The sequence below is a fragment of the Nocardiopsis sp. CNS-639 genome, from assembly GCF_000381685.1.
Taxonomy (GTDB): Bacteria; Actinomycetota; Actinomycetes; order Streptosporangiales; family Streptosporangiaceae; genus Nocardiopsis; species Nocardiopsis dassonvillei.
On sequence record NZ_KB906865.1, the window covers coordinates 1 to 14,531 of the forward strand.

A 14,531-nucleotide genomic window follows, 5' to 3' on the forward strand; every position below is an offset into this window, starting at 1 on the left:
GACTCTGAGGTGGTGCGGATGCTCACCGCTCCGCCCACCGGGCAGGTGTTGGATGTGGGCCACAGCCGCCGCCTGGCCTCAACCCGCCAGCGCACAGCAGCGTTCCACGGGCACGCCACTTGCGCCCACCCGGGCGGGTGTGAGGTGCCGGTGGCGTTGTGCCAGGCCGACCACGTGCGGTCGTTCTCGCGGGGCGGGCGGACGGTGGTGGCTAACCTGCAACCGTTGTGCGGGCCGCATAACCGGGCCAAGTACCAATGCGAACTCCGCACACACCACCACCAAGGGCAAGGACGGGGACGGCGGCGGGGAGGAGACCACCCGCCCGGCAGGGATCCGGATCCACCACCCCGGGAATGACCCCCGACCGCGCCGGGAGCCGGAATGCCCGTGTCCGGCATGCCCGCATCCGGCAATCGGCCCGGGCCCCGCACCCACCGTGGTCGCTGCCACCGTCGCCCACCCCGCCCCGGGGGCCAGCACCGCTGCCCGAGGCCGGAGGGCCCGCTCGCCTTTGGTGCCAACGCAGCAAACCCCCACCACGTGTGAACAGCAAGCGTTGGTCACCCTCCCGCACCACTTCGCGGCAGCTGGCGACGCCGCCACCGGCCACCACCCGCAACCAGAGCGTTAAACGGAGTCCCCGGACACCCGCCGCCTTCGCTGCCAACGCAGCAGAGCCCAGCCGCCCCCGAACCCCGGCCGTTGGTCGCCCTCCCGCACCACTACGCGGCAGCTGGCGATGCTGCCTTCGGCCACCACCCGTAACCAGGGCGTTGATCGGCGCCCTCAGACACTCGCCGCCTTTGGTGCCAACGCAGCAAAGCTCAGCCGCCCCCGAACCCCGGCCGTTGGCCGCCCTCCGGGGCCACTTCGCGGCAGCTGGCGACGCCGCCACCGGCCACCACCCGCAACCAGGTCGTTGGTCGGAGCCCTCACTCACCCACAACCATCCCGGGCCCAACCAACGACGACAGGTAACGACGTCAGGTCAGGAGGCGGCAGCCCGCACGTGCCGTTCCTCGATCCACCGGCACACGGCGTCGGCGGTCTCCCGGGGCTCGGCGCTGGTGGTGTCCAGCAGGTCGACCGGGGGCTCTAGGCGCGCGGCCTCGGACTCCACCCAGGCCGCGTACTCCAGGGCCTCGGCGATCCGCTCCTCGTCCCACTCGCGCCAGGCGGGGCGGGCCCGCAGGCGCCCGGCCAGGACGTCGGGCTCACAGGTCAGCGCGAGGTAGTGGACGTCGGTGAACAGGGCGCGCTCGGGCAGGTGCTCCAGCTCCGGCGGCACCACCGTGCCGCACAGCACGACGGGCCGTCCGCTCTGCTGGACCATGGCGGCGGTGCGCAGCCAGGTGGAGCGGAACAGCCGGTGGTGGTCGGCCGGGTCGCGGAGTCCGCCGACCCACAGGAGGTCCTGTTCCAGGACGACGAAGCGGTCGCGGAGCCGCTCCAGCAGCGCTCCGGCGATGGTGGACTTGCCGGTGCCGCTCGGCCCCGACACGCAGTACAGGGGCAGGCGCAGGAACGGGCGGGTGCGCTGGCAGAAGGCGCAGCGCAGCACGGAGACCCCCGCGGCAGTGTCGGGGGTCTCGTCCCATTCCCCGCAGTGGGTACAGATCAGCGGGTGCACGGGTTACTCGTTCAGGTTGTCGGAACTGCTCGGCTCAGTCGAAGAGGCCTTCGAGGAAGCTCTTCTTGCGGCGTCCGCCGTAGCCGCGCGGGGAGTCGGGGTAGCCGCCGTGACCGCCCCGGTAGCCCTTCGGGGAGTCCGGGTAACCGCCGCGGTAGCCCTTCGGGGAGTCGGGGTGACCGCCCCGGTAGCCCTTCGGGGAGTCCGGGTAGCCGCCGCGGTGCTGCTGCGGGTAGCCGTGGGGCGGAGCCTGGTGGGGGTCGGGCGGCGGCGCGACACCGTAGTGGCGCTGCTCGGCGTTGACGACCCGCTCCAGCTCACCCCGGTCGAGGAAGATGCCCTGGCATCCGTCACACCGGTCGATGTGGACGCCCTGGCGGTCGAACGTGCGCATGGTGCTTTGACACTTGGGACAGATCACGAAACGACATTACTCGATTCTTGTCAGGAGCGGGTAAAAAGGGGCGGCCTACTCCGGGGAGGCCAGCATGAGCGAGCGGGCGGCCTCGGTCACGCTGCCCGACAGCGACGGGTACACCGAGAAGGTGTGCGCGATGTCGTCCACGGTCAGCCGCTGCTGGACGGCGATGGACACGCCCAGGATGAGCTCGCTGGCGCGCGGGCCGACGATGACGCCGCCCAGCACGATGCCGGTGTGCTGGCGGCAGATCAGCTTGACGAAGCCGTCCTTGACCTCGTTCATCTTGGCGCGCGGGTTGGTGTTGAGCGGCAGGGTGACCGACCGGCCGTCGATCCGGCCGCTGCGCACGTCGTCCTCGCTGGCGCCCACGGCGGCCAGTTCGGGGTGGGTGAACACGGTGGAGGCCACGGTGGAGAGCTTGAGCGGGGACACGGCCTCGCCGAGCGCGTGCCACATGGCGATGCGGCCCTGCATGGCGGCCACGGAGGCCAGCATGTTCACGCCCGTGCAGTCGCCCGCGGCGTACACGCCGGGGACGGTGGTGCGCGAGACCCGGTCGACCTCGACGAAGCCGCCGTCGCCCAGGCGGACGCCGGCCTCCTCCAGACCCAGGTCCTGGGTGTTGGGGATCATGCCGACCGTCATCAGGCAGTGGCTGCCCTCCACGGTGCGGCCGTCGGAGAGGGTGACGAGCACGCCGTCGTCGGTGCGCACCACCGACTCGGCGCGGGTCTTGTTGAGGACGGTCATGCCGCGGCGCATGAAGACCTGCTCCAGCACCTCGGCGGCGTCGGGGTCCTGGGTGGGCATGACGCGGTCGCGCGAGGAGACCAGGGTGACCTGGGAGCCGAGGGACTGGTAGGCGCTGGCGAACTCGGCGCCGGTGACGCCGGAGCCGACCACGATCAGCCTCTCCGGGAGCTCCTCCATGTCGTAGAGGTGGCGCCAGGTGAGGATGCGCTCGCCGTCGGGCTTGGCGGAGGGCAGTTCGCGGGGGTGGGCGCCCGTGGCGATGAGGACGACGTCGGCGCGCAGGCGCTGGTCGCCCACGGCCACGATGTGCGGGTCGACCAGGCGGGCCTCGCCGCTGATCACCTCCACGCCCTCCTTGACCAGGCGGGCACGGGTGTCCTCGGACTGCGCCTGGGCCAGGAGTTTGATGCGGGTGTTGATCCGGTCGGTGTCCACCCGGACCGCGTCCTCGTCCTGGGCGTCGCGGATACGGATGCCGAGGCTGTCGGACTCGCGTACGTACGTGGTGCGGGTGGACGTGGCGATCAGGCTCTTGGAGGGCACGCAGTCGGTGAGGACGCAGGCGCCGCCGATACCGTCGCGTTCCACCACCGTCACGTCCGCGCCGAGCTGCGCGGCGACCAGTGCCGCCTCGTAGCCCCCGGGTCCGCCACCGATGATCACGACCTTCGTCACGCTAGCCTCACTCCCTCTGCTGCCTGGCCGCCACGCGCGTCCCCGGTCCGGGTGATATGCGGGCATGGCGCGGCACCACCTGTTTTCGTCGCTTGCTCCCATTGTCGGCCATGCCGACCGGGGGAAATAGCAGGCACCCCGGGCCAACCGGTCTACGATGACCCCGTGTCCATCTACGCGGCGTACGGAACCAGTCTCCACCCCGGGCAGATGGCCCGGCGGGCCCCGCACTCACCCCTGATCACCACGGGCTGGTTGGAGGGTTGGCGGCTGACCTTCGGCGAGTGCCTGCCCGAGCCCGGGGGCGCGCTGGCGACCCTGGTCGAGGACGCCGGTCGGCGGGTGTTCGTGGCGCTGTACGACCTCATGGAATGGGACGAACCCCACTTGGACTTCTGGCAGGGCGCCCTGGAGACGCCGCGCGGGGGTCAGCACCGCCTGCGGGGCGTGTCCGAGGACGAGTACGAGGACCTGCGGCGCAGGCGGGCGCTGTGGTCGGTCGCGGGTGACGGGCGGGCCTACCGCAAGGTCACGGTGCGCGCCCGGACGGCCGACCACGGCGTGGTGCCGGCCTGGGCCTACGTACTCGACGGCTACGAGGGCGGAATGCCCTCGGCGATCCAGCTGGGCGAGCTGGCGGTGGCCGCCGAGAAGGCGGGGGCGCCCGACTGGTACGTCTCCGAGCTGCTCGCCCGGGAGTGCCTGCCCACCGAGCTGTGACCACCGCGTCCGCCGTGTGGCCGGGCGCGGGAACACACGTGCGCACGCTCCCGGACGCCGCGGTCACCCGGAGGTAGCATCCGTCGTGTGACGGAACCAGAGCAGCAGCCGAGGACGACCGGCGAGGCCAGGGAACTGGCGGCCGACGCGGCGCGCGAACTCCTGTCCCGTACCGGTGCCGACAGCTTCGACGCGCTGGTGGTGCTCGGTTCGGGCTGGGCGGGCGCGGTGGACACGCTGGGCTCGTACGACATCGAGCTGGACGCCACCGACCTTCCCGGCTTCCACGAACCCGCCGCCGAGGGGCACTCGGGCAAGATCCGCAGCATGTGGGTGGGCGACAAGCGCGTCATCGTGTTCATGGGGCGCGTCCACCTCTACGAGGGCCGCGATCCGCTGGAGGTGGTCCACGCGGTCCGCACGGGCGTGGCCGCGGGTGCGAGGACCGCCGTGCTGACGGGCGCCGCCGGGTCGCTGCGCACGGACTTCGCCACGGGGCAGCCCGTGGTGGTGCGCGACCACATCAACCTGACCGCCCGGTCGCCGCTGGTGGGACCCTCGTTCGTGGACCTGTCGTCGGCCTACAGCCCCCGGCTGCGGCGGGCCGTCCAGGAGGCGGACGCCTCGGTCCCCGAAGGTGTGTACGTGTGCACGACGGGGCCGCAGACGCAGACCCCGGCGGAGCTGAAGGTGCTGCACCAGGCGGGCGCGGACCTGGTGGGCCACTCGATCGCCCTGGAGGCGGTCGCGGCGGTGGAGGCGGGCGCCGAGGTGCTGGGGCTGGCGGTGGTCAGCAACGACGCCGTGGGGGCGGTGTTCGAGCCCTTCGAGGCCGAGCGCGCCCTGGATGTGGTCACCCAGCGGGCCCGCAGGCTGGGCGAGCTGCTCAACAGGGTGATCGGCCAGGCCTAGGGGCCGGGCCTGGAGAGAACCGTGGGGGTGGGGCGCCTCCGACCGGGCCCGTCCGGTACCGGCGTGGCGAGCGTACACCCCGAGGCCTGGGGGTGGACGGTACCGACCGGGTTCCGGTCGGAGGCAGTGCTTGCCCCGGTGCCCGCGTCGCGCGGAATCCCCGCAGATCCCGTTGGACTCGCGACCTGGACACCTTGTACTTCCGTTATTCAGTTGAACCGCGCGCGTCGCCCTCGGGGAAGGTCCGGGCGGACGGCCATCCGCGCGAAGTCGCCCACCCGGAACACTCTCCCTTAGGCATGCCTTACCTAACCAGAACTCGGGAAGCGCGTCAACCCCCGACATGGCGGACCCGGCCGCCACACGGGGGTGGGGGCCGGGTCGGATCCGGGAGGGGCGGCGCTCAGGCCAGCAGGAACACTGCCACGAGCAGGGCCGCGGTCGCGCCGATGACCACGATCACCTCCAGGGGGACCATGGTCTGGGGCTCGTCCTCCGCGCCCAGCGCGGCGGGGCCCGCCTCGTCCACGTCCCTGACCGGCCCGCTGAGCGGGCGCGCCTTGTGGCGCTCGGCGTCCTGGCGCAGCTGTCGGGCGGCCAGGTCCACCGGGCGCGTGGAGGCGGGGTCCCCGTCGTCGTCAGGGTCGAGGAATCCCCCCTCCCGGCGCATGTTGTCGCGGACCCGCTGGCGCTTGGTCTCGCGCAGCGGCCACGAGCGCACCACGCCCCCCGGCGTGTGCACCCGCAGGACGTCGGTGACGTCCACCCAGAGCACCGCCGCCCACGGCACGAAGGTCTCGCGCAGCGGGTTGACCACCCTCAGGCCGCGCTCGGTGGAGACCACGCGCGGGCGCAGCCAGACCAGGTACACCGCGGAGACGGTCGCGATCAGCAGGGCCCCCGCGATCCAGGCCTGGCGGCCCTCGCCGCGCAGGAGCACGTCCACCAGCAGCAGGGCCGCGATCACGGTCCACACGATCGCCGCCACCCGCGTGAAGGTGGAGTAGTGGGTGGTGGGGTTGGGTCCGTCCATCAGGAGGTCGTCCACTTCAGCTGCGCGAAGCCGGGCTTGATGACCCCGTTGATCAGCGCGAGGCGCTCGTCGAAGGGCAGGAAGGCCGACTTCATGGCGTTGACCGTGAACCACTGGATGTCGTCCCAGCCGTACCCGAAGGCCTCGCAGAGGCGGGCGAACTCCTCGGACAGGCTGGTGCCGCTCTGGAGGCGGTTGTCGGTGTTGACGGTGACGCGGAAGCGCAGGTCGCGCAGAAGCCGGATGGGGTGGTCGGCGATGGACTCCGCGGCTCCGGTCTGCACGTTGGAGCTGGGGCACATCTCCAGCGGCACCCGCTTGTCGCGCACGTACTGGGCCAGGCGGCCCAGCCGCGGGGCGCCGCCGGTGTCGGTGTCGATGTCGTCGATGATGCGCACGCCGTGGCCCAGGCGGTCGCACCCGCACCACTGGAGGGCCTCCCAGATGGAGGGCAGGCCGAACGCCTCGCCCGCGTGGATGGTGAAGTGGAAGTTCTCCCGGCGCAGGTACTCGAACGCGTCCAGGTGCCGGGTGGGCGGGTTGCCCGCCTCGGCGCCCGCGATGTCGAACCCGGCCACGCCCGCGTCGCGGTAGCGGACCGCCAGCTCGGCGATCTCCGAGGAGCGCGCGGCGTGGCGCATGGCGGTGACGAGCTGGCCGGTGCGGATGCTGCGCCCCTGGTCGGCGGCGCGCTTCTGGCCGAGTTCGAGTCCCTCCTGGACGGCCTCGACGACCTCCTCCAGGGTGAGTCCGGCCTCCAGGTGCTGCTCGGGGGCGTAGCGCTGCTCGGCGTAGACCACGCCGTCGGCGGCCAGGTCCTCCGCGGCCTCGGCGGCGACCCGCACCAGGGCGTCACGGGTCTGCATGACCGCCGTGGTGTGCGCGAACGTCTCCAGGTAGCGCTCCAGCGAGCCGGAGTCGGAGGCCTCGCGGAACCACCGCCCCAGCTCCTGCGCGTCGTAGGTGGGCAGACCGGTGTAGCCGGTCTCCCGGGCCAGTTCCACGACGGTGGCCGGGCGCAGCCCGCCGTCGAGGTGGTCGTGCAGCAGTACCTTCGGCGCCCGCCGGATCTGGTCGACTGTGAGTGGCTGGTTCATGGATTCAGGATGCCACCAGCCGGGGAGCCGCCCCGACAGGCGGACGCGGGTCGCCGCGTCGGGCGGCCGGGGCGGCGGACCGGGGGCGGTAGGACGGGTCGGCGGGCGGGGAGCCGGGCGGTGCTATGCGCTCGTGCGCGCTGGGGTCCGCCGCGGTGCGCGCGGCGGTTCGGGGCTCCCCGTCCCGCGGGCCGCCTCAGGCCATGGCCTCCTCGGTGTCCACGCGGGTGTCGCGGCGCGAGCTGTCCCACAGCGCCGTCAGCGCGGTGGTCACCATGAAGCGGGTGCCCGTGCCGATGGCGCGCTCGTCCACGTCGAAGGTGCCCCGGTGCAGGTCCAGCATGGGCCCGTCCCAGTCCGGGGAGTGGGTGCCCAGGCGGGCCAGCGCGCCGGGGACGTGCTCCAGGTACCAGGCGAAGTCCTCGCCGCCCAGGCTCTGCGGGGTGGAGGCCGCCGCCTCGGGGCCCAGGGCGGCGGTGACGGCCTCGCGCATGAGGGCCACGCTGGTCGCCTCGTTGATGGTGGGCGGCACGCCCCGCCGGTAGGTCACCTCGGCCTCGGCGCCGTAGGCCGAGGCCACCGACTCCACCAGCCCCTTGATGATGTCGGGGGCCGCGTGCCAGGCCTCGTCGTCCAGGCAGCGCACGGTGCCCTCGGCGACGGCGTCGTCGGGGATGACGTTGGGCGCGGAGCCGGCGCTGATCCTGCCCCACACCAGGCTGAACCCGGCCCGGGGGTCGATCCGCCGCGACAGCGCGGCGGGCAGCTCGGTGACGACCTTGCCCAGGGCGTAGACGAGGTCGGCGGTCAGGTGCGGGCGCGCGGTGTGCCCGCCCGGGCCCGACAGGCGCACCATGAGCTGGTCGCAGGCGGCGGTGATGCCGCCCGTGCGCAGCCCGACCCGGCCCGTCACCAGGCGGGGGTCGCAGTGCAGGGCGAAGATGCGGTCCACGCCCTCCATGGCCCCGGCGTTGATCACCTCCACGGCGCCGCCGGGGAGCTCCTCGGCGGGCTGGAAGATCAGCCGGACCCGGCCCGGCAGCGCGCCCGCCCTCTCCAGCTGCGACAGGAAGACCCCGGCCGCCAGCACGACCGTGGTGTGCACGTCGTGCCCGCAGGCGTGGGCGACCCCCGGCACGGTGGAGCGGTAGGGGACGTCCTTCTCGTCCGTCAGGGGCAGGGCGTCGATGTCGGCGCGCAGGGCCACCAGGGGACCGGTCCCGGATCCGATGTCGCAGACCAGACCGGTGCCCTGGGGCAGTTCCCGCGGTTCGAGGCCCACCTCGCGCAGGCGTTCGGCGATCCGCCCCGTGGTGCGGTGTTCGGCGAAGGCGAGTTCGGGGTGCATGTGCAGGTCCCGGCGGAAGCCGCTCAGCTCCCGCCCGTGCCGCGCCAGGAAAGCGGTCAACTGTTCCGGCAGGTCATGTCCCTGCATGCGAGGGTCCCCTCTTCTCCACGTCTCAGCGCGTACCGGCTCCGTCGCCGGCACCGACCCTTGCGCGGGTGGGAGGACCGCCCTGGAGCTCGGCGGCGAGCATGTCCACGACGTCGTCGAGGGTCCCGCCCTCGGCGATGACCGCGCGCTGACGTTCGTAGGAGGCGCCCTTGTCCAGGATCTCGGAGATCAGGTCCAGGTCCTCGGCGCAACCCAGGCGGGTCGCGACCGGTTTCAGCTCGCGGACCAGCTCGTACAGGTCGTCGCGGAGCGGAACCGTGGTTCCGCGCGCGTCCGTGATGACACGAGCGTCGAGTCCGTAGCGGGTGGCACGCCACTTGTTGTCCTTCACCACCCAGGACGGCGGGCTGGGCAGTCCGTACCCGCGGTCGAGCTGGTGATCGAACAGCTCCACCAGGCTCTGAGAGAGCGCGGCGGCCATTCCCACCTCGCGCAGGGTGGGAATACCGTCGAACATCCGGATCTCGATGGTGCCGAAATCAGGGTGCGGACGGATGTCCCACCACACTTCCTTGATAGAGGCGATGGTACCTGCCCGGAGAAGCGTTTCGAGGTATTCCTCGAAAGCGGCCCAGTGCGGAAGGTTCGGCGGCGGCCCCGCGGTGGGCAGCGTGCCGAAGATGACGGACCGGGAGGAGGCCAGGCCGGTGTCCTGTCCGCCCCAGAACGGGCTGGACGCGCTCAGGGCGAGGAAGTGCGGCAGGTAGCGCGACAGGGCGTTGACCATGGGGATGGCCTTGTCCCTGTCGCGCACGCCGACGTGGACGTGGACGCCGCACGTCAGGATGCGCCGGACCAGCCACTGCATCTGCTCGACCAGCTCGCCGTAGCGCTCGCCGGGGCTGAGCTCCTGGTCGCGCCAGTCGTCGATGGGGTGGGTTCCCGAGCAGGTCAACGTGGTCCCCCAGGGCGTGAGGACCTCCCTCATGCGGTCGATGTTGCGGCCCAGGTCGCCCTTGGCCTCCTCGACCGTCTCGCAGATCCCGGTCACGACCTCCACCTGGGACTGCATGAGCTCGTGGCGCAGCGGCGGGGCGGAGTCGGAGCTGAGCTCGGGGAGTTCGGCCAGGAGCTTGGGCGCCTCCTGTCTCAGGTGCCGACTGCGCCGGTCGACGAGCTGGAGTTCCCACTCCACTCCGATCGTCGCGCGTTCGGACGAGTTGAATGCGATTCCCATCTGCCCTCCGAAGGGGGTGTTTGCGGCCGTCCCCGGCCGTCGCACCGTCGCGCCCCGGAGAACCGGTCAACCGGGACAGGGGAGGACTACCCCTCACGCACCGCACACATACGGGACAATCGCCTCGCTTCATGCGAATTCCGTGGAAAGAATTTCTGTTTCGGGCGCGCCGCCGGAACGCCTAAACGCGGTCGCCGCGGCGTCGGCGCAGCGCCCACGCCGTGGTGCCCGCGGCACCGGCCGCTCCCAGCAGGGACAACACCCCGGCCAGCGCGCGCCGTGCCCGTCGGCGCTCAGCCGCCTCCCGCGCCGCCACCCGCGCCGTCACCCCCGAGACCCAGTCCGGGCGGGACCAGTCCATGCCGTGCTCCTCCGGCAGGGGCAGGGAGCCGGTGTAGGGCGGCGGCATCGGCAGCCACGTGGCCGTCCACGCCGCGCTGAACATCACCAGGCGCATCACGAGGTTGATCCACACCAGCAGCCCGACCAGGACGGCGAAGGACGCGTAGACGGGGTTGCCGAGCGTCCCGGCCAGCAGCACCGCCGCCGCGGCCTTGAGCACCTCGAACCCGACCGCCCCCAGCAGGGCCCCCCTCCACATCATCCGTGTGGGCCGCCCGCTGCCCGACAGCAGCGCGAAGGCCAGCACGAAGATCGCCATGTTGGCGCCGACCGCGATGGCCAGGGCCAGCGCGCGCAGGGACAGGTTGGCCAGGAGCGAGCCGTCCAGGCCCACCAGCCCGAGGAGCCACTGCGTGGCGGTCTGGGCGACGCTGGTGAAGGCCACCGCGAGCAGCAGCGCCGCGCCCAGGCCCAGCATGACCAGCAGGTCGGCCAGCTTGCGCAGGAGGAGGTTGGGGCCCTCCCTGAGGTTCTTGAGCCAGATGGAGTGCAGGGCCTCGCGCAGCGCCGACACCGCGTTCAGGCCCGCGTAGAGCAGACCGAGCACACCGATGACACCGGCGCCCACGCGGGCCTGGGCGATCTCGTCGATGGGCAGCTGCTCGGACAGGCCCGGCAGGACGCCGTCCAGCGCCTGCTGGAGGTAGTCGCCCACCTCGACCTGCACGGCGGCGAGGTAGCCGACCGCGGCGAAGGCCAGCGCCAGCAGGGGGAAGAAGGACAGGAAGGCGAAGTAGGTGACCGCCCCGGCCAGCTGGTTGCCGTTGCGGTCGGCGTAGCGCTCGTAAGCCCGGACCAGGTGGTCGAGGGCGGGCCTGCGCCTGCGCAGCTCCCAGTACGCGTCCATGCCGAGGTTCCGGTAGTGCCTGCCGGTGTCCCTGGCCCGGTCCAGCGCTGCGGCCACGCGGCCCCCTCTCCGTCGCACGTGTCACCCGTGTCCCTACCCCGTGCGGCTCCGCGGTCACCGGTGGCCCGCAACCGTAGCGGCGCCGCGCTCCCCCGTGAAGCCTCCGCGCCGGATTCGGCGGCGAACACCCCCGTACGGGGGCGAAGCGCTTCAGCGGGGGTGATCACGGACACGTCCGGGCCTTGGGCAGACTTGGGGGACGGAGATCCATCCGGCGGAAGGGGGCCTCGGTGGGGGGCGCGGGGGCACGGCTGCGTGCCGTGTTGGGTGTGCGGTCGGCGGGGCCTCGGGGGGACTGGCCCGAGGAGGCGCCGGACGCCGACGCACTGGTCGGGGAGTACCGGGCGCGGTTCCAGGCGCCGCCCGCGGGCGTATGGCACGCGCCGGGGCGCCTGGCGATCATGGGCGAGCACACCGCGGCCGGCGCGGGGGCCGGGCTGTACGCCGCCCTGCCCTGGGGCGTGACGGCCGCCGTGGGCCCCGCGCCGGACCCGGGCGTGCACGTGGCCGCCCCGAGCGGCCCGCTGCGCCCCCGGCAGGCGGCGGCGCGCGCGGTGGCCGGGGCCGTGGCCGCCGCGCGCCGGACGGGTGTCCTAGGCGGCGACACGGGCGTGCGCGCGGTGCTGGGCGCGGACCTGCCCGAACACGCCTCCCTGGGCTACGCGGCCGCCGTGGGCGCGGCGGTGGCGCTGGCCCTGGCCGACCTGGGCGGCGGTCCCCCGCCCGAGGGCGCCACCGCCGACCAGCGGGTGGCCCTGGCGGCCCGCCCCGGGTGCGCGGTCCGGGTGAACCTGAGGAGCCTGCGCACCACCGTGCTGCCGTTCGACCTCGCCGAGGCCGGGCTGAGGCTCGTGGTGGTGGACACCGGCGCCCTGCCCCGGCGCGACCTGCGCGCGGCCCGCTCCGCCGAGCTGGAGCGCGCGCAGCGCACGCTCGGGCCGCTGCGCGCGGTCCAGGACCTGTCCGGGGCGCTGGCGAACCTGCCGGACCCCGTGCTGCGCCGCCGGGTCGAGTACGCGGTGACCGAGGTGCACCGGCTCAACGCGGCCGTGGGGCTGCTGCGCGCCGGGCGCTTCGGGGAGGTCGGCTCGATCCTGTCCGCCTCCCACCTGTCCCTGCGCGGCTTCGGGCTGCCCACGCCGGAGGTGGAGCTGGCCGCGGAGACCGCCGCGCGGGCCGGGGCGCGCGGGGTGCGGATGTCCGGTTGGGCGGGGACCGTGCTGGCCCTGGCCGCCGAGGAGCGCGTGGAGGGGATCGGCGAGGCGCTGGCCCGGGAGTTCCGCGCCGACGGCCGGGTCCCCCCGCGCGTGCGCGCCGCGGTGCCCTCCGCGGGCGCCCACCGGCTGCGCTGAGCCGGTCGGGGCGACGGGCGCGGGGCCCGCGGGCACCGTGCGGAGGCGGTCGCGCGGCGGGCGCCTTCCGGATCCGAGAGGCCGAACCGTGACATTGTGCCGAACCCCGCTACCCTTTTCGCGATCACACAGGGTGGAAGCAAGCGACGAGGCGATCCACGGCGCTGAGCAGATGGGCGATGCGATGGCTGACCGACGGAACCGGGACGACCCCGGCCGCACCGGCGAGCACGACAGGCAGGGCGTGTTCCGGCGCGGCGGGACCCCGGGCAGGCCGGACGAGTTCGAGAAGCTCTACCGCCCGCGCGAGTCCGAGCAGAGGGTGGTCGGCGAGACGCGTCGGCTCCCGCCCGCCGAGGACGTGCCCCCGGTGCGGCCGAGGCGGTCCCAGAGGCCTCAGCAGTCCCAGAGGTCCCGGCGCACCCACAGCGCCGGGCGCGTCTACGACGGCCGCGGCATCGAGCGCAGGCGCAAGGAGCGCAAGCGCCGGCTGGCCACGACCATCACGGTGACCGTGCTGGTGCTGGTGCTGGTCCTGCCCCTGGTCTTCGTCGGCGGGTTCTACGTGTACGCGAACTCGCGGCTGGAGCGGGTGGAGGCCCTGCTGGACTACGAGGGCCGCCCGGACGGGCAGCCCGGCACGACCTACATGATCGTGGGCTCCGACAGCCGCCAGGGCCTGTCCGAGGAGCAGATGGACGAGATGGCCACCGGCTACGCCGAGGGCCGCCGGACCGACACCATCATGGTGCTCTACATCCCCGACGAGGGCGAGCCCACCATCGTCAGCGTCCCCCGCGACTCCTACGTCCCCCTCGCCGTCCCCGGTTACGCCGACAACAAGATCAACACCGCCTTCGCCGACGCCGTGTGCGGCACGAACGACGCGGGCGAGGAGGTCTGCGGCGGCCCCGCTCCCCTCGTGGAGACCTTCGAGCGCGCCTCGGGCGTGCACATCGACCACTACGTGGAGATCGGCATGGGCGGCTTCGTCGACATCGTGGACGCGGTGGGCGGCGTGGAGCTGTGCCCGGAGGAGGCCATGGCCGACCCCAAGGCCGGGCTGGACATCGAGGCGGGCTGCCAGATGATGGACGGCGGCACCGCCCTGGGCTACGTGCGCACCCGGGCCACGCCGCGCGCCGACCTGGACCGCATCGCCCGCCAGCGCGAGTTCTTCTCGGCGCTGGTCCAGACGGCCAGCGCGCCCTCCACGCTGTTCAACCCCTTCGAGTCCGTCCCGCTGGTGCTCGCGGGCACCGACACCTTCATGGTGGACGAGGGCGACGACCTGCGGCACCTGGCCAGCATGCTCCTGGCGATGCGCGGCGGTACGCAGACCACCGCGATCCCCGTGGGCCAGACCCCCACGCTGGACGGGGTCGGCTCGGTGGTGGTCTGGGACGAGGTGCGCTCCGAGGAGATGTTCGCCGCCATGCGGGCCGGGGAGCCGATCCCCGAGAGCGCCTTCCAGGAGTAGGCCGGACGTCGGACCGCCGCGGCCCGGGGGAAGCGGGCGGTCCGGGGAAAGGCGAAGGGCCCGTCGCCGAGGCGACGGGCCCTTCTTCGTGACGTTCCGTACTGTGCGCGCCTACCCCCCAGCGGGCGCACGGCCGGCACGTCGGTCATGGTGGCAGAGGAGCCGAAACCCGCTCTGGCCTGCCGGTTCTCACCGGCACGTCTCCACAATAGGTCAAAGCTCGCTTAAGGTGCGAATCCTGTGCACGTGGCCTATGTCGCACCCTCGGGCCTCTGCGGTGGTCCGGCGTTGCCATCCTCCCACCGCGGGCCCGCGTATGTACGCCGAACACGGGAAACACGCCGGGAAACTTTGGCCGACCGCGGCCCCAGAACCCCGCGAACACCGCGTTTGCGACACCCGGACCCCCTCGGGAGCGGGCCCCTCCCCGCCCCGGACACGACGGCGCCCGGCCGCCCCTCGGGGGCGACCGGGCGTGAGCGAGGTCTCACCCGGACGGCCACGATCGGGACC

The 14,531-nt window shown here is 73.1% G+C and carries 13 protein-coding genes; 5 read left to right on the forward strand and 8 right to left on the reverse strand.

All coding sequences use genetic code 11. From position 1 onward, the window contains the following. Nucleotides 1–360, forward strand: a 360-nt coding sequence (locus tag G011_RS32525) for an HNH endonuclease signature motif containing protein (RefSeq protein WP_231391525.1), incomplete at its 5' end; no start/stop codon positions are given. Nucleotides 361–991: 631 nt separating this feature from the next. Here the strand turns inward: G011_RS32525 and G011_RS0118250 are convergent. Genes G011_RS0118250 through G011_RS0118260 form a run of 3 tightly spaced genes read right to left on the reverse strand, consistent with a single transcriptional unit; the run spans nt 992 to nt 3,482 of the window. Continuing rightward, entirely contained in the window at nt 992–1,633 is a 642-nt protein-coding gene (locus G011_RS0118250) for an AAA family ATPase (RefSeq protein ID WP_019609746.1), read from the reverse strand. A 34-nt stretch (nt 1,634–1,667) separates the two neighbouring features. Then, nucleotides 1,668–2,054: a zf-TFIIB domain-containing protein gene (locus tag G011_RS0118255; protein ID WP_013154953.1), complete on the reverse strand. Its 387-nt coding sequence runs from the start codon at nt 2,052–2,054 to the stop codon at nt 1,668–1,670. A 48-nt stretch (nt 2,055–2,102) separates the two neighbouring features. Further along, a complete protein-coding gene (locus G011_RS0118260; protein WP_019609748.1) occupies nt 2,103–3,482 on the reverse strand; it encodes an NAD(P)H-quinone dehydrogenase in 1,380 nt (459 codons plus the stop codon). Nucleotides 3,483–3,647: 165 nt separating this feature from the next. Here G011_RS0118260 and G011_RS0118265 point away from each other — a divergent pair, with 165 nt between their 5' ends. Together G011_RS0118265 and G011_RS0118270 are read left to right on the forward strand one after the other, a co-directional pair. Further along, on the forward strand, nt 3,648–4,202 hold the full coding sequence (locus G011_RS0118265) for a gamma-glutamylcyclotransferase family protein (protein WP_026338419.1): 555 nt from the start codon (nt 3,648–3,650) through the stop codon (nt 4,200–4,202). Nucleotides 4,203–4,289: 87 nt separating this feature from the next. Further along, nucleotides 4,290–5,114 carry a purine-nucleoside phosphorylase gene (locus G011_RS0118270; protein ID WP_013154956.1) on the forward strand — a complete coding sequence of 275 codons (825 nt, stop codon included), beginning with the start codon at nt 4,290–4,292 and terminating at the stop codon, nt 5,112–5,114. Between the two features lie 403 nt (nt 5,115–5,517). Here G011_RS0118270 and G011_RS0118275 read toward each other — a convergent pair whose 3' ends face one another. From G011_RS0118275 to G011_RS0118295, 5 genes are all read right to left on the reverse strand, one after another. After that, entirely contained in the window at nt 5,518–6,147 is a 630-nt protein-coding gene (locus tag G011_RS0118275; RefSeq protein WP_174547541.1) for a PH domain-containing protein, read from the reverse strand. Then, complete coding sequence (locus tag G011_RS0118280) at nt 6,147–7,244, reverse strand: adenosine deaminase (RefSeq protein WP_019609751.1); 1,098 nt, start codon at nt 7,242–7,244, stop codon at nt 6,147–6,149. Before G011_RS0118280 ends, G011_RS0118275 begins: the two co-directional genes overlap by 1 nt. A gap of 196 nt (nt 7,245–7,440) precedes the next feature. Beyond that, entirely contained in the window at nt 7,441–8,679 is a 1,239-nt protein-coding gene (locus G011_RS0118285) for a M20 family metallopeptidase (protein ID WP_019609752.1), read from the reverse strand. 25 nt (nt 8,680–8,704) lie between these two features. Further along, complete coding sequence (locus G011_RS0118290) at nt 8,705–9,877, reverse strand: glutamate--cysteine ligase (RefSeq protein WP_019609753.1); 1,173 nt, start codon at nt 9,875–9,877, stop codon at nt 8,705–8,707. Nucleotides 9,878–10,058: 181 nt separating this feature from the next. Continuing rightward, entirely contained in the window at nt 10,059–11,183 is a 1,125-nt protein-coding gene (locus G011_RS0118295; protein ID WP_019609754.1) for a YihY/virulence factor BrkB family protein, read from the reverse strand. Nucleotides 11,184–11,416: 233 nt separating this feature from the next. On the opposite strand from G011_RS0118295, the gene G011_RS0118300 reads away from it, so the two are divergent. Both G011_RS0118300 and G011_RS0118305 read left to right on the forward strand, forming a co-directional pair. Beyond that, nucleotides 11,417–12,538: a galactokinase family protein gene (locus G011_RS0118300; RefSeq protein ID WP_019609755.1), complete on the forward strand. Its 1,122-nt coding sequence runs from the start codon at nt 11,417–11,419 to the stop codon at nt 12,536–12,538. Between the two features lie 184 nt (nt 12,539–12,722). After that, a complete protein-coding gene (locus G011_RS0118305; protein WP_019609756.1) occupies nt 12,723–14,018 on the forward strand; it encodes an LCP family protein in 1,296 nt (431 codons plus the stop codon). Nucleotides 14,019–14,531: the final 513 nt, after the last annotated feature.